We start from the raw sequence: 19400 nt of genomic DNA on the forward strand, positions 1-19400 counted from the left end.
ATGCGCGACATCATGGGCCTTATGAGCAAGGCCAAGGAAATGCAGGAAAAAATGCAGGCCATGCAGGCCGAGATCGAGACGATGACTGCCGATGGCACGGCCGGCGGCGGCATGGTCACGGTCACGCTCAACGGCAAGGGCCAGATGCAGGCGATCAAGATCGACCCGTCCGTCTTTTCCGAGGACGATGTGGAGATCCTCGAGGATCTGGTGATCGCCGCCCATGGCGATGCCAAGACCAAGATCGAGCAGCTCGTGCAGGAAAAGACCCAGGAAGTCACCGCCGGCCTGCCGCTGCCGCCCGGCATGAAGCTGCCGTTCTAGGCGGGCGGCACCAGCATTGCGGCCGGCTTTGAATGGCACGCCGATCCGGCTAGACCGCCATCATGTCTGACAAGCGAATCGCAGGGCCGGAGATCGAGCGGCTGATCCAGCTTCTGGCCAAGGTGCCCGGGCTCGGCCCGCGCTCGGCCCGACGCGCCGCGCTCGCCATGATCAAGAAGCGCGAGCAGCTGCTCGAACCGCTTGCCGCCGCGATGAGCGAGGCGGCGGCCAAGGTCGTGGTCTGTTCCAATTGCGGCAATGTCGACACCGCCGACCCGTGCTCGATCTGCACCGATCCGCGCCGCGAGGACGCGACCATCATCGTTGTCGAGGATGTCGCCGACCTGTGGGCGCTCGAACGCGCCTCGGAGATGAGCGTGCGCTATCACGTGCTCGGCGGCACGCTGTCGCCGCTCGACGGCATCGGCCCCGACGACCTGACGATCAGGGCCCTGGTCGACCGTGTCTCGGCCGGCGCGGTGCGCGAACTGATCCTTGCGGTCAACGCCACCGTCGAGGGGCAGGCGACCGCCCACTACATCATGGGCCAACTCGACGGCACCGAGATCAGGATCACGCGGCTGGCGCACGGCGTGCCGGTCGGCGGGGAACTGGACTATCTCGACGAGGGAACGCTTTCGGCGGCGCTGCGCGCGCGCACGGGCTTCTGAGATGAAGCCCCGGCCACCACACCGTCGTAAGATGACGCGCCAGGCCCGAATGCGGCCAATGCCGGAAGCACGCGGTGCCCATGCCCACCCTGTTCCATCCCGGAACGGAGCGATAAGGTAGCCCCGAAGCACGCAGACGGAGAGCCCGATGGTCCGCCTCGCCATAGTGATGATTGTCTTCATGTTCGGCGCCTCGGGGTCCGCCCATGCCGACCTTCAGGGCCAGTACGAGACGTTCCTCGAGAACACGATCTGGCCGAAGGCGCGGAGCGCGGGCGTATCTCGCGCCACCTTCGACCGCGCCATGGGCCAGAAGCGCCTGAACACCGACATCCCCGGCCTCGTCCGACCCGGCCAGTCGACGCCGCAGCGCATCCGCCAGGCCGAATTCTCCGCGCCCGCACGATATTTCAATGAGAACAATGTCGGCGCCATCGTCGCGCAGGGTCGCCGGCTCGCCGCCCAGCACGCCTCCATGCTCGCCGCGCTCGAACGCCGCTACGGTGTGCCGGGCCGCATCATCCTCGCCATCTGGGGCCGCGAGAGCGCCTTCGGCCGCGTCGACATTCCGCATGACGCGTTCCAGGTGCTCGGCACCAAGGCTTTCATGTCGACCCGACCCGAACTCTTCCAGGGCGAACTCGTCGCCGCGCTTGCGATGGTCGAACGCGGCATGGCGACGCCGGACCAGATGAAGTCGTCCTGGGCCGGCGCGCTCGGCCAGCCGCAGTTCCTGCCGACCTCCTATCTCGAACACGCCGTCGACGTGGACGGCGACCGCAGGCCGAACATCTGGACCTCGGTGCCCGACACGCTCGGCTCGATCGCCGCCTACCTGAACCATTTCGGCTGGCAGCCCGGCCGCGACTGGGGCTACGAGGTGACCGTGCCCGCCGAAATCTCGTGCAGTTTCGAGGGACCGGACCAGGGCCTGAAGATTCGCGACTGGGAGGCGATGGGCATCGCCCGCATTTCCGGCCGACCCTTTCCCGATGCCGAACGCGACCGGGAAGGCTACCTCCTGATGCCCGCCGGGCGCAGCGGGCCGGCCTTCATCGTCACGCCCAACTTCTACGTGCTCAAGCAGTACAATGAGAGCGACCTTTACGCCCTGTTCGTCGGCCATGCCGCCGACCGCATCGAATGGGGGACGGGGCGGTTCAAGGCGTCGTGGGGCCGGGTCGACGCGCTCTACCGGTCCGAGATCGCGGCGATGCAGCGCGTGCTGGAAGGCAAGGGCTACGATGTCGGCGGCGCCGACGGACTGCCCGGCTTCAAGACGCGCCGCTCGATCGGTGACTGGCAGAAGAGGAATGGCCAGGCGCCGACCTGCTTCCCCTCCAAGGCCCTTGTCGGCGCGATCCGCTGACCGGCAAGACGCGCGTTCGTCGGCCATCGCGCCGCACAATCCATGTTGCGGCGTGCTTAGACCAAAGGCGACTACCGGCGCGACATTCTGTCAGGAAGAGTTGACGCTGATCAAAGTGAACCCGGCCGGGCAGTCCCAGTCTGCATTCCCATGTCCAATCGCCTCGTCCATGCCGACAACCAGATCTGTTACCGCGCGCTGTGCGGCATGGAGGCCGAGCGCTCCGGGTCCGCGGACCGCCGGGCCGGCATAATCGCGCTGGCGATGCGTGCGCTGCGCCGCGTTTCGCGCAAGAAGGGCTGCTGCATCGACTGTCCCTATAGCGGCCGGTGCGCCGAGCCCGATGCCGACCTCGTCGTCGATGCCGCGCTGGTCGACACGCATGTGACGCTCAACCCGGTTCGTCCCCGATCAGCCCACTGATCACCCGTCCCGCCTCGTGCGGCCGGACGGTCGCCGACCGGATGAGCTGGTCGAAATGCCGCGTCAGCGCGCCGATCGCCTCCTTGGCGTTCAGCACCAGGTACATGTCGCCCATATAGACCGCCGCGCGGGTCTGCCCGAACACGGTGTAGGGCGCAGAAAAGGTCTTGCGGCCGTCGAACAGGAAGATGCGCAGGCCCGGATAGAGGTCGTCCGCCAGCCTCGCCATCTGCGCGATCTGCGCGCGGCGCGCTTCGGCCTCGAGCGTCGCCCAGGGCCCCGAACCTTCCGCCAGCGCCTGCAGCGTCTGAAGCGGCATACACACTTCGGTGTCGTTTTCCGGCTTGCGGCTGTAGGCGAGCCGTTCGCGCGCATCGTCGATCTGGTATTCGACCGAAGGCTTTGTCGCGCGCGTCTCGAACGCGATCACCGCTTCGGTGCGCAGGAAGTCGGGGATCGTGGCGGGGACGTAGCGGATCTTCATGCCGGCCGCGTCCTGGTGCCATCGCCTGAGTGCGGCGTCGTTGCCCGCGTCCTGCGCTTCCTCCAGTTCGAGCGCCGGCTTGATCTCGGCCGACACGCCCTCGTCCTGGCTGATGCCGAGCAGCCAGTCCAGGCTCACCCCTTGCGTGGAGGCGATCCGGATCAGCGTGTCCGCACGCGGCAGGCGCGTCGTCTCGCCCGAGAGCAGTTGCGACAGCGCCGACCGGTCGAGCCCGACAGCGGCGGCAAAGCGCGAACGGTTCATGCCCGACCGGTCGAGCAGCCGCGCCAGACGCTCGCGGAACAGGCGGGACGCGTCACGCTTGTCGATCCGCTCCGTTGTTTCGTTGATGGTCATTTGCCGCAAATGCACCTGCGTGTTGATATTACACAACAGATGCGTGATTTGATGACCAAACGCAATGTTCAGTGCGCATTCCCTCCTTCATCCCGCTGGCCCGCCCTGACATAACCCTGTCAGGGGGTAGGATTCGTGACGCAGATTCAGAAGGTTGAATGGCCAACCCTTGCCATGTTGGCCGCTTGCTACGGCATCTGGCTGGGCGCCGGACTATGGCTCTATCCGGTTGCGCCCTGGGGCGCGCTGGCCGTCATGGCCGTCATGGCGGGCTTTCACACCTCGCTGCAGCACGAGGCGCTGCACGGCCACCCGACGCGCAATGCCAATCTCAACGAACTGCTCGTCGCGCTGCCGCTCGCGGTCGCCTATCCTTATCGCCGGTTCAAGGCGCTGCATCTGCGCCATCACCGCGACGAGAGCCTGACCGACCCCTATGACGATCCCGAAAGCTGGTATGTCGCCGAGGGCGATCATGCCCGGCTCCCCGCGCCGATGCGCCGGCTGCTGGCGATCAACAACACCTTCCTCGGGCGGCTGGTGATCGGCCCGCCGCTCATGGTGTTCGGCTTCCTGCGCGACGAGGTTCGCAATCTCATCGCCGGCAGTCGCGGCGTGCGGCGCGCCTGGGTCCATCACGGGCTGGGCCTCGGTGTCCTTTTCGCGATCGTCTGGGGCGTGATGGGCATCCACCCGCTCGTCTATGTCGGCGTGGTCGCCTGGGGCGGCATGTCGCTGATCGCGATCCGCACCTATTGCGAGCACCGCTGGGAGGAGACGCCGGACGGCCGCACCGTGATCGTCGAGGACAGCCGCATCCTGTCGTGGCTCTTCCTCAACAACAATCTGCATCTGGTCCACCACCGGTTGCCGCGCGCGCCCTGGTACGCGCTGCCGCGCCTTTACCGCGAACGGCGTGCGCAATGGATCGCCGCCAACAGGGCCTATGTCTATCGCAGCTACTGGGACATCGTCCGCGCCCACGCGCTTTCGCCGAAGGATCCCGTCATCCACCCGGCGCTTCGCCGGGCCACCCGCGCGATCGACAGGCCTGCTTCGGTCGCGGGCGGGTTCCAGCCGTCAGGCCGCACGCCCAGTGCCGGCCCGGCCGAGGCCTTGCCGGTCGCCGCCAGACCCGAACACTGAGCCCGCATGATCGCCGGCCTGCCCATGTATGACTGGCCCGAGCGCCGGGCCGGGACCGATGCGCTCTGGGCGCGGCTGCGCGACGCGTTGCGTGCAGCCGGCTTCGATGCGCCCGATGCGCTGACCCGCACCAACGATCCGCGCAATCTGTGGCTGAGCGACGAACTTCTGCTCGGCGAGACCTGCTCCTATCCGCTGGAAACCATCCTTGCGGGAAAGGTCCGCTATGTGGCGACACCGGTCCACGACGCGGCCGGCTGCGGGCAGGGGACCTATCACTCCGTGCTGGTCGCGCCGGGCGACGGAGCCGACGCGCCGCCGCCACCGGACTCTGGCGCGAAGTTGCCGGACCGGCTTGGCGCCACGCTTGCCGCCAACGAGCCTGGCTCGATGTCCGGTTACATCGCCCTTGCCCGCGACTGCGAGCGTGCCGAACGCGATATGCCGGCGGACATCGTCTGGACCGGCTCTCACCGTGCCTCGATCCGCGCCGTCGCCGCCGGCAGGGCGGACATCGCCGCCATCGACTGCGTGACCTGGCGGATCGCCCGGACCCACGAGCCCGCCGCCGCCGAACTCCACGTCGTCGGCTGGACGGCCGAACGTCCCGGCCTGCCGCTGATCACCAACAACGCGATGACCGATACCGACATCGCACAGCTGCGCGAGGCCGTCGCCACGGTCATGCCGGTGGTGGTCCTCGATCCGCCAACGGAGTGCTGATCACTCCGGCTCGCCGTCGACCACGCGCAGCCGCAGCCGGCCGGTTTCGCTTTCGGCGCCCGTCTCCGGCGCATCCTTGTCCGGTGCCGCCTGAGGCTTCTCGTCGAACTCGAGCCCCTCGATCTTCTGGCTGCGCTTGGTCAGCTTGCCGGTGGTTATCAGGATGTCGTCGACATCCTTTGCCGTCTGGCCGAAATGGGTCTGCAATTTGCGCACCCGGTCGTCGAGCCTGCCCAGATCCTCCATCAGCCGCATCACCTCGCCCTGGATCAGGTGGGCCTGCTCGCGCATGCGCGCGTCCTTCAGAAGCGCCTGGATGACCTGGATCGACAGCATCAGGAGCGACGGCGACACGATCACGACCCGCGCCCGGTGCGCCTTCTGGACGATCTGCTCGTGATGTTCGTGAATGTCGGCAAAGATGCTCTCGGAAGGCACGAACAGGAAGGCGGTGTCCTGCGTCTCGCCGGCGATCAGATATTTCTCCGAGATCGCCTTGATGTGCACATCCATGTCCGACCGGAACCGTTTGGCGGCGGCGGTCTCGGTCGCCTCGTCCTTGGCTTCGCGCACCGCGTTCCAGGCTTCGAGCGGGAACTTGGCGTCGATGACGAGGTCAGGCGCGCCGTTCGGCATGGCGATCACGCAGTCGGGCATCGAGCCGTTCGACAGCTTGGTCTGGAACCGGTAGCCGCCCATCGGCAGCCCGTCCTCGATGATCGCCTCCATCCGGCTCTGGCCGAAGGCGCCGCGGGTCTGCTTGTTGGACAAGATCGACTGCAGCTCCACCACCTGGCCGGCGAGCTGCTGGATGTTGGTCTGCGCGGTGTCGATCACCGCCAGCCGTTCGTGCAGCTTGGACAGGTTGTCGTGCGCGTTCTTCTGCTGCTCGCTGATCGACTGGCCGATGCGCGAACTCATCGCGTCGAGCCGCTGCGACAGCGTCGTGCTCATTTCCGAGTGCCGGGCGCCGAACATGTCGGTCATCGCCGCCAACCGCCCCTGAAGGTCGGTCTGCGCCTTCAGAATATCCTCGACCCGCGCTTCGGCACGGACCGCGCGCTCGCGCGCCGCCGCCAGATCGCGCCGCTGGTGCGTCGCGCTGCGCCAGACGGCGATCAGCGTCAGCAGCACCAGAAGGGCCATCACAGCCCCGCCGATGAACAGCACATCGCCCAGAGCGAGGGTGCGTCCGCCGAGCGTCAGAACGGTCTGGTCGAGGTCAAAACCGGTTTCCATGCCGCCAGCATAGGTGATTCGCACCCGTCCTGCCGATTGACGCGGCGGGCGCGACTGCTTAACTCCAGCCCGTCATGGCAAAGCGGCCCATCATCGTCATTCCCGATCCGATCCTGCGCGAGACCTCCGCGCCGGTCGAGCGGGTCGACGACCAGGTGCGCGCCTTCGCCGACGACATGCTCGAGACGATGTACGAGGCGCCGGGCATCGGCCTGGCCGCGATCCAGGTGGGCGAGCCGATCCGCATGCTGGTCGCCGACGTTTCCAAGGAAGACGAGGAGCGCGCGCCGCACGTGCTGATCAATCCCGAGATCGTCGCCCGTTCGGACGAGGCGAACGTCTACGAGGAAGGCTGCCTGTCTATCCCGGACTATTATGCCGACGTCGAACGGCCGGCCTCGGTCACCGTTTCCTACATCGACCGCGACGGCGAAAAGCGGACGCTCGACGCCGACGGCCTGCTCGCCACCTGCCTGCAGCACGAGATCGACCACCTCGACGGCATCCTGTTCGTCGACCACATCTCGCGGCTCAAGCGCGACATGGTCTTCAAGAAGTTCCGCAAGCTCGCCCGCCAGCGCGGCGACAGCCCCGTCGTCGCCTGACCGGCCTCAAGGCCCTCGTCCGCCATGCGCATCATCTTCATGGGAACGCCGGCCTTTTCCGTGCCGACACTGAAGGCGCTGCACGCGGCCGGCCACGAGATCGTTGCCTGTTACACGCAGCCGCCCCGCCCGGCCGGCCGGCGCGGCCTGACCCTCAGAAAATCGCCCGTGCACGAGACCGCCGAGGCGCTCGGCATTCCGGTTCGCACGCCCAAATCGCTCAAGGGTGCTGACGAACAGGCCGCCTTCGCAGCGCTCGACGCCGATGTGGCCGTGGTCGTCGCCTACGGCCTGCTGCTGCCCGGCCCGATCCTCGAGGGCACGCGGCTTGGCTGCTTCAACGGCCACGCTTCGCTTCTGCCGCGCTGGCGCGGCGCCGCGCCGATCCATCGGGCGATCATGGCCGGCGACACCGAGACCGGCATGATGGTCATGAAAATGGACGAAGGGCTCGACACCGGCCCCGTGGCGATGACCGCGCGCGTGCCGATCGGCCCGGACATGACCACCGGCGAACTGCATGACCGTCTCGCCGAAACCGGCGCCGCCCTGATGGCCAAGGCGATGATCGCGCTCGAAGCGGGCACGCTCGAACTCGTGCCGCAGCCCGCCGAGGGCGTCACCTACGCGGCCAAGATCGACAAGGGCGAGACCCGCGTCGACTGGTCCGGGTCGGCGCGCGGGGTGCACAACCACATCCGTGGGCTTGCCCCGTTTCCGGGCGCCTGGTGCGAGATGCGCCTTGGCGGCGACTGGCAGCGCGTCAAGCTGCTCGGCTCCGCGCTGGAAGGTGGCGCGGGCCAGCCCGGCACCATCATTGACGGCCCGCCGATCACCGTCGCATGCGGTGACGGCGCGGTCCGCCTGACGCGCCTGCAAAAGGCCGGCGGCAAGGTGCTTGACGCCGAGGCCTTCCTGCGCGGCAATCCGCTCGGGCCCGACGACGTTCGCTGAACGGATCAGCCGCCGAACAGCGGCCGCTCGGGACGTTCCATGCGGTAAAGGTCGACCGCGCCGGCCGGCACACCGTCCGCGCCCGGGCGGATCAGGCGGGTGAACCATTGCGGTGCCGGCGTGATCCGGTCGAGCGTCGCCGGAGGGACCGGTTGCCGGTCCGGATCCGATGGCACGGCCACCAGGACCGGCCATTCCACCGCATCGTCCGAGGCGGGCAGGTCGACGAAGCCGTAGCGATGGAACTCGTCGAGCGGCAGCGCCCGATAGCCGTGCGCGCCGAACCGGCCATAGGTCTCAAGGTAGCCGTAGAGGCCATAGTCGCGCACCAGGACCGTCTGCACGCCCGCGCGGCGCCGCTCGGCCTCCAGTTCGGTTGCGATCGCACGCCAGCCATGCATGCCGAGCGTGTGGTCGGAGACGGGCAGGCGCACCGGCTGCCAGAGCGCCTGGGCGAAGATGAGCGCCGCGAGCACGAGGCCGATCGGCACCTGCAGCTTGCGGGTCCAGCGCTGGAGCCAGCGCATCGGCGCCGAAGCGGGCTCCCATCGCAGCGCCGCCCAAGCGCCGAGGATCGCCCATTGCGGATAGAGCGGCCAGGTCCAGTTGCCCTGCGGCGCCGAATGCAGGCTGAACAGCAGGAAATAGGCGAGCGCCGGCACCGACGTCCAGACGAGCAGCCCGAACGCGGCATCGGAACGATAGGCCCGCTTGGCGAAGAACAGGGCCAGAGCCGCCGTGGCGAGCACGAAAAGGCCCGGCAGCAGCAATGCCATCTGGCTGGCCAGGAACTCGGGCAGATGCCGCGTGTCGGTCCACTCGAACCATTGCAGCCCGCGCGTCGACCGGCCCATCTGGAAGCTGAACGAGGACAGATCGTTGCCCAGGTTCCATGCGATCACCGGCGCGAAGATGGCAAGCGCCAGCATCCCGCCCGCATAGAGCCAGACCGAGGCGAACCAGCGCCGGTTGGCCCGATGCGCGATCAGCCACAGCACGATCCCCGCGCCGAGGAACAGGCCCGTATATTTCGCAGAAAGGCCAAGGCCTGCGAACAGGCCGAAGGCGAGCCACCAGCGCCCGTCGCCCGATCGCATCAGTTCGGCCGCCGCCCAGATCGACAGCGCCCAGAACAGCATCGACGGCGCGTCCGGCGTGATCACCACAAGCCCGACCATCGCGCCGGGGGTCGAGGCGAAGAAATAGACCGATAGCGCGGCGATCCGCCGGTCACCGAAAGCGATCGACGCGGTGCGGTGTATCGCAAGGCAGACCGGGATCGTCGCAAGCACGGCGAGCAGCCGGGCGGCGAGTTCGCTCTGGCCCGCAATGGCGTAGCCGGCCGCGATGAACCAGGCGACCGCCGGCGGATGGTCGAAATAGCCCGCCGCCAGCGGATGCAGCGCCCACAGCGAGTAATAGGCCTCGTCGCGGATGAACGCGGTCGAGCCCGCAACGGCCAGCTTGACGATCACGAGCGCGGCGACGAACGCGGCGACCGCCAGCGGCCGGGCCCACGCCGGATCGGCCGCCGGCGAGACGACGGTTGCGCGATCTGCGGCCGGGGCGGCACGTTCGTTCATGGCCGGGGCTCTTCGGCGATTTCGGCCGGCCCGTCAATTGCGGCGAAGGGGCCGCGTCTGGACATGGCCGATGCCTGTGCATAGAGCGGGCGCGCCACGAGGAGCCCATGCCCCGCTATCGCCTGACGATCGAATATGACGGAACGCCCTATGTCGGCTGGCAGCGCCAGAAGAACGGCCATGCCGTGCAGGAGGCGGTCGAGAAGGCCGTCTTCGAATTCTCCAAGCAGACCGTCACCTTGCAGGTCGCCGGCCGGACCGACACCGGCGTGCACGCTATCGCCCAGACCGCCCATGTCGACCTTGACCGCGACTGGGACCCGGTGCGCGTGCGCGAGGCGATCAATGCCTATCTGGTGCTCGATGAGGAGCGCATCGCGGTGGTGGCTACCGACAAGGTCGGCGAGGATTTCCATGCCCGCTTTTCCGCGCAGGCCCGGCATTACCTCTATCGCATCCACAACAGGCCGGCGCCGTTGACGCTCGACCACCGCCGCGCCTGGTGGTGCAAGCGTCACCTCGACATCGATGCCATGAACGACGCCGCGCGCGTGCTCATCGGCACGCACGATTTCACGACGTTCCGCGCCGCGCAGTGCCAGTCGAAATCGCCCGTCAAGACGCTCGACGCGATCACGTTCAGCCGCGACGGGGAGTTCGTCACCGCGCACGTGTCGGCGCGCTCGTTCCTGCACAACCAGGTGCGCTCGCTGGTGGGAACGCTCAAGCTGGTCGGGGAGGGGCGCTGGACCAGGGACGACGTCCGCCGCGTGCTCGAGGCGCGCGACCATCAGAAGTGCGGCGCGCTCGCCCCGCCGCACGGGCTCTATCTCTTGCGCGTCGACTATCCGGAGCCGCCGACCCCCGGAGCGACATAGAGGGCAAGGCCGACGCTGATGATCAGTTCGGCCGCCACGAAGGCGATCGCGGTCGGCGGCGAACAGTCGAGCGCGGCCCGCATCAGCCGCACGGCGGCGACGAGCACCGCCACCAGCAACACGATGCCCAGAAGTCCGAGGATCGCATGGCCCTGGGGCAGGACCAGGTAAGGCACGAACAACGCCGCCATCACGTAGCTGAAGAAGGCGTTCGCCCAGTTGCGCACGATGATCAGGTGGGCGAAGCGATGGCCGAGGCCCAGCGGCTTGAGGATGACCGCGAACACCGCGACCGGCAGGAGCCAGCCGACCAGCGCGAGGATCGCTTCGGTCGCCACCAGAGCGGCGAGGCTCGACCCAGGCGCCGCCGCGACGTTGGTGGTCGCCGTGATCACCCAGATGAAGAACAGCGCGGGCAGCGCCACGACGATCGCCGAGAACGAACGCCAGAACCCCTCCGCCGAGATGTCCATCCGGTCGAGCGCGCCCGGTCGCCCCACGATGATGCCGAAGACGCTCTCGAGGTGATGGAAGGCGTAGTCCAGACTGATCATTCGGCGCCTTGTCCGGCGAACCAGCGGGTGATGAAATCGGCGTAGATGGCGGTCAGGGTCTCCAGATCGTCGAGCGCGACATGCTCGTCGATCATGTGCATCGTCCTGCCGACCAGGCCGAATTCGACCACGGGGCAGTAATCCTTGATGTAGCGCGCATCGGACGTTCCGCCCGAAGTCGACAGTGCCGGCGTCCGGCCGGTGACCGCCGTCACGCTCTGTGCCAGCGCCTCGGTGAGCGCGGCATTGCGGGTCAGGAAAACCGGGCTCACCGGCGCCATCCAGTCGAGCCTGAATTGCACGGGGCCGGCCTTGCCGGGACGCAACGCGCTGTCCTCTGCGGCGCGCGCGAGCCGGCCCTCGATCTCGGACTTCAGCGTCTGCTCGGTCCACCGGTCGTTGAACCGGATATTGAAGGTCAGCGTGGCCGTCGCCGGAATGACGTTGGTCGCCCGGTTGCCGGTGTCGATTGTCGTGATCTCGAGGTTCGAGGGCTGGAATTCGGCGCTGCCATCGTCGAGCGGCGGTGCGACCAGCGCGGCCCCGAGCGCCAGGGCCCCGCGCAGCGGATTGTCCGCGCGATGCGGATAGGCGACATGGCCCTGCGTTCCGCTGACCGTGATCGTACCGGTCAGCGAGCCGCGCCGGCCGATCTTGATCATGTCGCCCATCGCGTCCGGGTTGGTCGGCTCGCCCAGAAGACAGGCGTCCCATGCTTCGCCGCGCTCGGCCGCCCATCGCAGCAGCTTGGCGGTTCCGTTGATCGCCGGGCCTTCCTCGTCGCCGGTGATCAGCAGCGACACCGCGCCGGCGGGCGCCTCGCCACGTTCGACCAGCCTAGCGAGGGCCGCGACGAAACAGGCGATGCCGCCCTTCATGTCCACCGCGCCGCGCCCGAACATGGCGCCATCGGCGATCGCCGCGCTGAACGGATCATGGCTCCATCCCGACACATCGCCCGGCGGCACCACGTCGGTGTGCCCGGCGAACATCAGGTGCGGTCCGTCGCCGCGACGGCGCGAATAGAGGTTTTCGATGTCGGCGGTGCCTTCCTCGGCGAAGACCGGCCGCTCGCTGACGAAGCCGAGCGGCGCGATCATCCGTTCGAGCGTTCCGAGCGCGCCGGCATCGTCCGGCGTGACGGACGGGCATCGGATCAGGGCGGCAAGGTTTTCGGCGGGCTCGGTCGGCAGCTTGGTCATGGGGCGCACTTAGCCAAAGGCAACGTTCCTGTCACGCGCGATGGCCGGCCTCAAGACGGCCGGTCCGATCACATCGCTCACGAAACGCGTGAGAACGCCCTTCTTCATCCCGCTGGCCGCGCTTCATGGCGGTCCAGTCTTGCGCCTCGGGGGTAACGACAAACCGGTTTGCGTTCACACATCGCTGAACGCAATGGCTCCGGTACGTGAACGACGCGGCGCGGGTCACGTGACACGTGATTGTCCCATTTCATTCAAGTCATTGGTATTAAAAAGGAAAATTGTGTCGTAAGGCGCACCCCGCAGCAGGTCAAGAACACAGAGGCGTGAGCCGGCTTACGATTTCGTCATTGGCAGTTTGCCGACCCGCCGCCCCATCTTCCGGTCAGCCAAGGCGAACAGACGAAACGTCGCCGAAGCGCCCCGAACGGGGATGAAACCAACCGAATGGAGATGAACATGAAAACCATCCTGATCGCAGCCGCCGTTGCTCTGACCGCCACCACCGGCGCCTTCGCCCAGTCCACGGCTCTGGACGTGTACATGCCCGCACCGAGCCAGTCCGGCGTCGACTTCTCGGCAACCGCCTCGATCGGCGAAACGATGGACTATGTCGAGCGTGGCCGCCTCGGCGATGGCTCGCCGGTCTACATCAACCGCGACCGCGGCATCGACTTCACGCCGACCGCATCGATCGGTGGCGGCAATGCCGACGAGCCGTTCCGCGCACGCCTTGGCGACGGTTCGCCCGTCTACAACTGAACCAGGCACCTGAGCGTGCTTCGGACATCGACCCAACAGGAGAAATGACATGAAAACGATCCTTCTCGCGGCAGCCTTTGCTGTCACTGCCACCACCGGCGCCTTCGCCCAGTCCACGGCTCTGGACGTGTACACGCCCGCACCGAGCCAGTCCGGCATCGACTTCTCGGCAACCGCCTCGATCGGCGGAACGATGGACTATGTCGAGCGTGGCCGCCTCGGCGATGGCTCGCCGGTCTACATCAACCGCGACCGCGGCATCGACTTCACGCCGACCGCATCGATCGGTGGCGGCAATGCCGACGAGCCGTTCCGCGCACGCCTCGGCGACGGTTCGCCCGTCTACAACTGACGGTCCGCCCGGTGGGCCTTACAAGACGGGACCGCACGCCCTACGCCGGCGCGCGGTCCCGCAGTAAACTGATTTTGATTGGCTCCCGATGCATCCCCGTCTCAAGGTGGACTACAGTTGGATGAGGACCACGACGCCCACACCGGGCGTCAGGTCATGGTGGGGTTGGGGCCATGTTGGTAAGGACCGGACTGTCGATCGCACTGTTCCTGTCGCCCTTGGCTCTGTCGTCCGCGCTTGCCTCCTCCTGGCTGACCACCGGCCGCAGCGCCTCGGTCCCCTACGGACACATGGAATACTGTCAGCGCCACCGCTACGATTGCGGCCGCCATGGCGGCGTCGGCGCACTGGCGGATGCGCGTCTTGCCACGCTCAACCAGGTCAATCTGGCCGTGAACCGCTCCATCGAGCCGATGTCCGATCAGAAGGCGCACGGGACGCGCGAGATCTGGCTCGCGAGCACAAGCGCCGGAGATTGCGAGGATTATGTCCTTGCCAAGCGCAACAAGCTTCTGCGTCGCGGCTTCAAGCCCGGCCATCTTCGCATCGCGGTTGGCCGCAGTCGCGGCGAGGTGCATGCGGTGCTTGTCGTCAGGACGACGCAGGGTGATCTGGTGCTGGACAACAACACCGACGAGGTGCTTCCGGTAAACCGATCGCGCATGCGTTTCGCCAAGCTTCAGTCGGCGACCGACGCAGCGAAATGGGTGCGGGTGACGGGCCGCACGGGCGACCCCGATCGCGTCACGCTGCGCTGACGACGCATGAACGCGTTCAGGCGGCCACTGCCGTCTCGTCGCGGCTGATCAGCATGATCTTCTGCCAGATCTTGCGCGACAGGTTGGTTGCCAGCGCCTCGATGTCGTTGACCGCCTCCACGACGACGCTGTCGTTGAGCGCCTGTGCGTAGAGCGCGGCCAGCTTGCCCGCGATCGACAGCATTTCCGAGCAATAGTCGAGATAGCGTTCGAGTTCGCCTGGCGTCAGCACGCGTTTGGGAGAACTGGCCGTAGGCATGATACCGGGCCTGGACGCCGCCGGATCCTTCGTCAGCTGGTGCATGTCGATGATGTGGATGACCGAACGCAGCGCGTGCAGGCTCTTGAGCGCCCGGCGCCGTTTCAACCGCTCCTCGAGCGAGATCAGCGTCCACAGCCCGATGCCGGCGAACACGGCCGTGTTGATCGCCGCCTCGAGCCCCTGCACGAAGTCGAACGCTTCACCGGGCGCGAGCAGGCGGTCGAACGAAAGAAACGTGCCGACGAAGGCGAACATCACCGCCGCGAGCGCGACGAAGACGGCCACGATGAGCCGGAGCCACACGAGAGGCTGTCCCAGCGTCTGCGCGTCCTCGCCCAGGTCCTCTGAGAGAGAGACCAGTTCCTCGGCCACCTCGCGCAGGCTGGAGCGCGGAAAACGCTCGGCGATGCGGCGCTCGAGCCGTTCGGCGGTCCTGGAGATCTTGGCCCGGTCGAGCGTGCGGTAAGGCATCGCCCATCCTCGCACGCCGAGCTTAATCGCCGCTTACTGGGCGCGCGGGAAGGGCGGCGGGCCGTGCTCGTTGGTTTCCTGCGTCGACGGCCAGAATGCCAGCACGAGAAAGGCGATGTAAGAGACCGGCTGGATCAGCAGCACGATCGCGAGGATCGCCGGCAGGCCGATATCGTGCAGCCGCTTGACGGCGAGCGCGACCAGCACCCAGGCCGAGGCGATCCACACCGCCAGCAGCACCAGACCCCACAGCGCCTGCCGGCCGCTGTCCTCGGGCGCGCCGAGGATCTGCGCGATCACCGCGCCCTGAAGGAGCAGCATGCCCAGCGCGCCGAGCCAGAACGACTTGCGCCCGATCCGGCCCCGGAAACCGAACAGGACCCAGGGAACCGTGACGGGATGGTCGGGCGCGCCGCTCACGCCGGTCAGTCCCTGAGCAGTTCGTTGATGCCGGTCTTGGCGCGGGTGCGCTCGTCGACCTGCTTGACGATCACCGCGCAGTAGAGGTTCGGGCCCGGCTCGCCGTTCGGGAACGGCTTGCCCAGCATCGAGCCGGCGACGACGACCGAATAGGGCGGCACCTCGCCATAGGAGATTTCGCCGGTGGCGCGGTTGACGATCTTGGTCGACTTGCCGATGAACACGCCCATGCCGAGCACCGAGCCCTCGCGCACGATGCAGCCCTCGACCACTTCCGAGCGCGCGCCGATGAAGCAATTGTCCTCGATGATGGTCGGGCCGGCCTGCATCGGTTCGAGCACGCCGCCGATGCCGACGCCGCCGGACAGGTGCACGTTCTTGCCGATCTGCGCGCACGAGCCGACCGTCGCCCATGTGTCGACCATCGTGCCCTCGTCGACATAGGCGCCAAGATTGACGAAGCACGGCATCAGCACCGCGCCCCTGGCGACGAAGGCCGACCGGCGCACCGTGCAGTTGGGCACCGCGCGGAACCCGGCGCGCTCGAACTCGGCCGCCGACCAGCCGTCGAACTTGGAGGGCACCTTGTCCCACCAGGTCGCTTCGCCGGGCCCGCCCTTGATGATCTCCATCGGGTTGAGCCGGAACGACAGCAGGACCGCCTTCTTCAGCCATTGATGGACGGTCCAGTTTCCGTCGGCCTCGCGCGAGGCGACGCGCGCCTTGCCCGAATCGAGCAGGTTCAGCGCGGCCTCGACCGCCTCGCGCACTTCGCCGCGCGTTTCGGTGGTCACGCCCTCGCGTTCGTCGAAAGCGGTCTCGATGGTCTTTTCGAGGCTTGCATGGTCGTGGCTGGCGGCAGCGGACATGAACACATCCTTTGATTGTGGGAGGCCGTGCGCGGTGCTAACAGCTGCGCCCGGCGGCGGGCATGTCCTAGGCGAGGGCGGCCCGCAAGGTCAATCGAAAGCGGCGGGGTGCGCCGCGCCACGGTCAGGGAGGCACGCCGATGAGCGCTTACCGACGCGACGAGGTCTGGGATCCGCTGGTCCCCTCGCACCGCGACAAGGATCGCGCCCGCAAGGTGCCCGACACGCCGCAGACGCGCGCGCCGGCCTACCGGCTCGCCTTCGACGACACCGATTTCCTGTGCCGAGAGGAATTGCGGCCCGTGCGGCTGCAGCTCGAACTGCTCAAGCCCGAACTGCTGCTGGCCGAGCGCGGCATCCGCTCGACCGTAGTCATGTTCGGCGGCGCCCGCATTCCCGAACCGGGCGGAGAGGCCTGGGCGGCCAAGAACGAAACGCAGAAGAAGAACCTCGAGGCGAACGCGGTCTATTATGACGAGGCGCGCGAGTTCGCCCGCCTCTGCTCGCGCCATGCCGCCGCGACGCTCTACAAGGAGTTCGTCATCGTCACCGGCGGCGGGCCTGGCGTGATGGAAGCGGGCAATCGCGGCGCCGACGATGTCGGCGCGCCTTCGATCGGCCTGAACATCGTGCTGCCGCACGAGCAGGCGCCGAACGCCTACGTGACGCCCGAACTGTGCTTCAACTTCCACTATTTCGCGATCCGCAAGATGCACTTCCTCTTGCGCGCCAAGGCGATCGCGGTGTTCCCCGGCGGCTTCGGCACGATGGACGAACTGTTCGAATCGCTGACGCTGATCCAGACCGGCCGCATGGAGCGGGTCCCGTTCCTTCTGTTCGGCAAGGCGTTCTGGCAAGGCGCGATCAACCTCGATTTCCTCGCCGAACAGGGCACGATCTCGCCGGCCGATGTCGAGCTGATCTCGTTTGTCGACACCGCCGCCGAGGCCTGGAACGTGATCGCGGACTTCTACGCGCTGACCTAGACGGCGCGGCGGGGGTGGCCGCTCGTCAGCTGCCCTGTCTGATCTCCTCCTGCAGGATCTCCGAGAAGTTCTGGGCGATCCTGCTCAGGGGCGTCTCGCGTGAATGGACCAGATACGCCACGACCGGAACGACAGGCTCGAAGGGCCGCTTCTCCAGGTGCGCGAACTCGGTGGCGCGCGCAATGAACTCGTCGACCAGGGCGACACCGATGCCCATGCCAGCCATGCAGCACGCCGTATAGCCATACCGGGTCTCCACCGAGCACTTGTAGTCCACTTCGGAAGCCTTGAACGCCCGCGCCACCTTCAGGCCGAGCGGAGTGCCGCGCTCCATCGATATGATCGCATGCCCGTTCAGAAGTGGTGGCGTGACGACGGCTTCGGCGGCGAGCGGATGCCCCTTCGGCAGGACGGCGACGAAGCGGCCCTCGTGGATTGGCTCGGTGTGCATCGACGGATGCTCCTCGAACGACAGCGCGACGCCGACCTCGGCCTGGCGCGTCTGGATCTTGTCGATCAGGTTCTCCATACGGCGAATGTCGAGCGTGACGTGGATGTTCGGCCAGCGCTCGAGGAAGCGCTTCAGTGCGTGCCCGACGATTGAAGACGCCATGCTGGGCGTGGCGACGACGCGCAAGGATCCCGCGTTCAGTTCACGCAGGTCCGAAATGCGCTGCTCGACGCCCTTGAGGAGCGAAAACACCGGCTCGAGGTCCTGGTAGATTCGCTCGGCCTCGACCGTCGGGATCAGCCGGCCGCCGCGCCGGGCGAACAGTTCGATACCGATCTGGTCCTCCATGTGACGCACCAGATTGCTCACATTGGGCTGTGACACGCCCAGTTCGTGAGCGGCTGCGGCGGTGGTTCCATTGCGGACCACCGCGTAGAAGGCCTCGAGCTGTCTCAACTTCATTGCCTGGCTTCCTCATGGCGTCGCTCCTGGCTCATAACCGGACATTATATTATAGGGCCACTATTTCATACGACATAATAGGTCGGCGCCGCTAGTTTCCGCAAAAACGGTGGGACTGCGATGACGCGGATAGTCAGGGTTGGCGGCGCCCAGATGGGCCCGGTGGCGAGATCGGACACGAAGGAACGGACGGTCGAACGACTGATTGCACTGCTGCGCGCCGCGCACGGGCGCGGCTGCGAATTGGTGGTCTTTCCCGAACTCGCCCTGACGACCTTCTTTCCGCGCTGGTATGCCGAACCGGGCGAGATGGACGGCTATTTCGAGACTGAGATGCCGGGGCCGGCCACGCGGCCGCTGTTCGAAGAAGCGCGCCGGCTCGGCGTCGGCTTCTATCTCGGCTATGCGGAACTGTCGGTGCAAGCAGCCGGCGCCAGGCGTTTCAACACCAGTATCCTCGTCGACGGGTCCGGCGTCATCGTCGGCAAGTACCGCAAGATCCATCTGCCCGGTCATTCCGACTATGAGAACGAGCGCCGGCACCAGCATCTCGAAAAGCGCTACTTCGAGGTCGGCGACACCGGCTTCCGCGTCTGGGACGCGTTCGGGGGCCGGGTGGGTATGGCGATCTGCAACGACAGACGCTGGGTCGAAACTTATCGCGTGATGGGTCTGCAGGATGTCGAGATAATCCTGATCGGCTACAACACGCCGGCCGCCGATTCCCTGTCGGACGAGCCTGAAGAACTGCGCATGTTCCACAATCACCTGACCATGCAGGCGGGCGCCTACCAGAACTCGACCTGGGTGGTCGGCGTCGCCAAGGCCGGCATCGAGGATGGCCACCGGCTGATCGGCGGCAGCGCGATCATCGCGCCGACCGGCGAGATCGTGGCTCAGGCCTCCACCGATGCAGACGAGCTAATTGTTGCCGATTGCGATCTCGATCGTTGCCACTACTACAGGGCCAACATCTTCAATTTCGCCAGGCATCGTCGCCCGGAATTCTATCAGCGCATCGTTTCGCAGGCCGGCGCCGACCGGTAATCCGCCCGAAGCCCCTACGCGCCCATGCGCCAAACGATCAGGAGAAAC

Annotated in this window: 23 protein-coding genes; 14 read left to right on the plus strand and 9 right to left on the minus strand. The window is 67.0% G+C overall.

Annotated features, from left to right (window positions below; all coding sequences use genetic code 11):
- The 4 genes from E0E05_RS03410 to E0E05_RS03425 all read left to right on the plus strand — a co-directional run bounded on the left by E0E05_RS03410 (position 1) and on the right by E0E05_RS03425 (position 2787).
- Positions 1-324, plus strand: coding sequence for a YbaB/EbfC family nucleoid-associated protein (locus tag E0E05_RS03410; RefSeq protein WP_131615444.1), 324 nt, complete (start codon positions 1-3; stop codon positions 322-324).
- A gap of 62 nt (positions 325-386) precedes the next feature.
- The gene (recR, locus tag E0E05_RS03415) at positions 387-995 is read left to right on the plus strand and encodes a recombination mediator RecR (protein ID WP_131615445.1); all 609 of its coding nucleotides are present in this window, start codon (positions 387-389) and stop codon (positions 993-995) included.
- Positions 996-1143: 148 nt separating this feature from the next.
- Positions 1144-2364, plus strand: a complete 1221-nt coding sequence (locus E0E05_RS03420; RefSeq protein WP_244597906.1) for a lytic murein transglycosylase — start codon at positions 1144-1146, stop codon at positions 2362-2364.
- A gap of 150 nt (positions 2365-2514) precedes the next feature.
- Entirely contained in the window at positions 2515-2787 is a 273-nt protein-coding gene (locus tag E0E05_RS03425; protein WP_131615446.1) for a hypothetical protein, read from the plus strand.
- Here E0E05_RS03425 and E0E05_RS03430 read toward each other — a convergent pair.
- Positions 2756-3628 carry a helix-turn-helix domain-containing protein gene (locus tag E0E05_RS03430; protein ID WP_244597909.1) on the minus strand — a complete coding sequence of 291 codons (873 nt, stop codon included), beginning with the start codon at positions 3626-3628 and terminating at the stop codon, positions 2756-2758. The two genes, E0E05_RS03425 and E0E05_RS03430, sit on opposite strands and share 32 nt — an antisense overlap.
- Before the next feature lie 135 nt (positions 3629-3763).
- On the opposite strand from E0E05_RS03430, the gene E0E05_RS03435 reads away from it, so the two are divergent.
- Both E0E05_RS03435 and E0E05_RS03440 read left to right on the plus strand, forming a co-directional pair.
- Positions 3764-4774 (plus strand): fatty acid desaturase, encoded by a 1011-nt coding sequence (locus E0E05_RS03435; protein WP_131615447.1) that lies wholly within the window; start codon positions 3764-3766, stop codon positions 4772-4774.
- A 6-nt stretch (positions 4775-4780) separates the two neighbouring features.
- Positions 4781-5497, plus strand: a complete 717-nt coding sequence (locus E0E05_RS03440; RefSeq protein WP_131615448.1) for a phosphate/phosphite/phosphonate ABC transporter substrate-binding protein — start codon at positions 4781-4783, stop codon at positions 5495-5497.
- On the opposite strand, the gene E0E05_RS03445 is transcribed toward E0E05_RS03440, so the two are convergent.
- The gene (locus tag E0E05_RS03445) at positions 5498-6736 is read right to left on the minus strand and encodes a DNA recombination protein RmuC (RefSeq protein ID WP_131615449.1); all 1239 of its coding nucleotides are present in this window, start codon (positions 6734-6736) and stop codon (positions 5498-5500) included.
- 74 nt (positions 6737-6810) lie between these two features.
- On the opposite strand from E0E05_RS03445, the gene def reads away from it, so the two are divergent.
- Together def and fmt are read left to right on the plus strand one after the other, a co-directional pair.
- Positions 6811-7341, plus strand: coding sequence for a peptide deformylase (def, locus tag E0E05_RS03450; protein WP_131615450.1), 531 nt, complete (start codon positions 6811-6813; stop codon positions 7339-7341).
- Between the two features lie 24 nt (positions 7342-7365).
- Positions 7366-8295, plus strand: coding sequence for a methionyl-tRNA formyltransferase (gene fmt, locus E0E05_RS03455; protein ID WP_131615451.1), 930 nt, complete (start codon positions 7366-7368; stop codon positions 8293-8295).
- A gap of 5 nt (positions 8296-8300) precedes the next feature.
- Here fmt and E0E05_RS03460 read toward each other — a convergent pair whose 3' ends face one another.
- Positions 8301-9878 (minus strand): glycosyltransferase family 39 protein, encoded by a 1578-nt coding sequence (locus tag E0E05_RS03460; protein ID WP_131615452.1) that lies wholly within the window; start codon positions 9876-9878, stop codon positions 8301-8303.
- 107 nt (positions 9879-9985) lie between these two features.
- Here E0E05_RS03460 and truA point away from each other — a divergent pair, with 107 nt between their 5' ends.
- A complete protein-coding gene (gene truA / locus E0E05_RS03465) occupies positions 9986-10756 on the plus strand; it encodes a tRNA pseudouridine(38-40) synthase TruA (protein WP_131615453.1) in 771 nt (256 codons plus the stop codon).
- Here the strand turns inward: truA and E0E05_RS03470 are convergent.
- Positions 10723-11310, minus strand: coding sequence for a hypothetical protein (locus E0E05_RS03470; RefSeq protein WP_131615454.1), 588 nt, complete (start codon positions 11308-11310; stop codon positions 10723-10725). The two genes, truA and E0E05_RS03470, sit on opposite strands and share 34 nt — an antisense overlap.
- A complete protein-coding gene (gene dapE / locus E0E05_RS03475; RefSeq protein WP_131615455.1) occupies positions 11307-12512 on the minus strand; it encodes a succinyl-diaminopimelate desuccinylase in 1206 nt (401 codons plus the stop codon). The genes E0E05_RS03470 and dapE overlap by 4 nt, the downstream gene beginning before the upstream one ends.
- A 459-nt stretch (positions 12513-12971) precedes the next feature.
- Here dapE and E0E05_RS03480 point away from each other — a divergent pair, with 459 nt between their 5' ends.
- The 3 genes from E0E05_RS03480 (at position 12972) to E0E05_RS03490 (ending at position 14384) form a co-directional block, all read left to right on the plus strand.
- Positions 12972-13274, plus strand: a complete 303-nt coding sequence (locus E0E05_RS03480; protein ID WP_131615456.1) for a hypothetical protein — start codon at positions 12972-12974, stop codon at positions 13272-13274.
- A 49-nt stretch (positions 13275-13323) separates the two neighbouring features.
- A complete protein-coding gene (locus E0E05_RS03485) occupies positions 13324-13626 on the plus strand; it encodes a hypothetical protein (RefSeq protein ID WP_131615457.1) in 303 nt (100 codons plus the stop codon).
- 173 nt (positions 13627-13799) lie between these two features.
- Entirely contained in the window at positions 13800-14384 is a 585-nt protein-coding gene (locus tag E0E05_RS03490) for a transglutaminase-like cysteine peptidase (protein WP_131615458.1), read from the plus strand.
- A 16-nt stretch (positions 14385-14400) separates the two neighbouring features.
- On the opposite strand, the gene E0E05_RS03495 is transcribed toward E0E05_RS03490, so the two are convergent.
- The 3 genes from E0E05_RS03495 to dapD are packed head-to-tail and all read right to left on the minus strand — an operon-like array spanning position 14401 to position 16406.
- Positions 14401-15117 (minus strand): hypothetical protein, encoded by a 717-nt coding sequence (locus E0E05_RS03495; RefSeq protein ID WP_131615459.1) that lies wholly within the window; start codon positions 15115-15117, stop codon positions 14401-14403.
- A gap of 33 nt (positions 15118-15150) precedes the next feature.
- On the minus strand, positions 15151-15537 hold the full coding sequence (locus tag E0E05_RS17310; protein WP_158629262.1) for a DUF805 domain-containing protein: 387 nt from the start codon (positions 15535-15537) through the stop codon (positions 15151-15153).
- A gap of 5 nt (positions 15538-15542) precedes the next feature.
- Positions 15543-16406 carry a 2,3,4,5-tetrahydropyridine-2,6-dicarboxylate N-succinyltransferase gene (gene dapD, locus E0E05_RS03505; protein ID WP_131615461.1) on the minus strand — a complete coding sequence of 288 codons (864 nt, stop codon included), beginning with the start codon at positions 16404-16406 and terminating at the stop codon, positions 15543-15545.
- A gap of 140 nt (positions 16407-16546) precedes the next feature.
- Here dapD and E0E05_RS03510 point away from each other — a divergent pair, with 140 nt between their 5' ends.
- Positions 16547-17392: an LOG family protein gene (locus tag E0E05_RS03510; RefSeq protein WP_131615462.1), complete on the plus strand. Its 846-nt coding sequence runs from the start codon at positions 16547-16549 to the stop codon at positions 17390-17392.
- Positions 17393-17417: 25 nt separating this feature from the next.
- Here E0E05_RS03510 and E0E05_RS03515 read toward each other — a convergent pair whose 3' ends face one another.
- Positions 17418-18305 carry a LysR family transcriptional regulator gene (locus E0E05_RS03515; RefSeq protein ID WP_131615463.1) on the minus strand — a complete coding sequence of 296 codons (888 nt, stop codon included), beginning with the start codon at positions 18303-18305 and terminating at the stop codon, positions 17418-17420.
- Positions 18306-18425: 120 nt separating this feature from the next.
- On the opposite strand from E0E05_RS03515, the gene E0E05_RS03520 reads away from it, so the two are divergent.
- Positions 18426-19352: an N-carbamoyl-D-amino-acid hydrolase gene (locus E0E05_RS03520; protein ID WP_131615464.1), complete on the plus strand. Its 927-nt coding sequence runs from the start codon at positions 18426-18428 to the stop codon at positions 19350-19352.
- Positions 19353-19400 lie beyond the last annotated feature (48 nt).

Source organism: Roseitalea porphyridii (assembly GCF_004331955.1).
GTDB lineage: Bacteria > Pseudomonadota > Alphaproteobacteria > Rhizobiales > Rhizobiaceae > Roseitalea > Roseitalea porphyridii.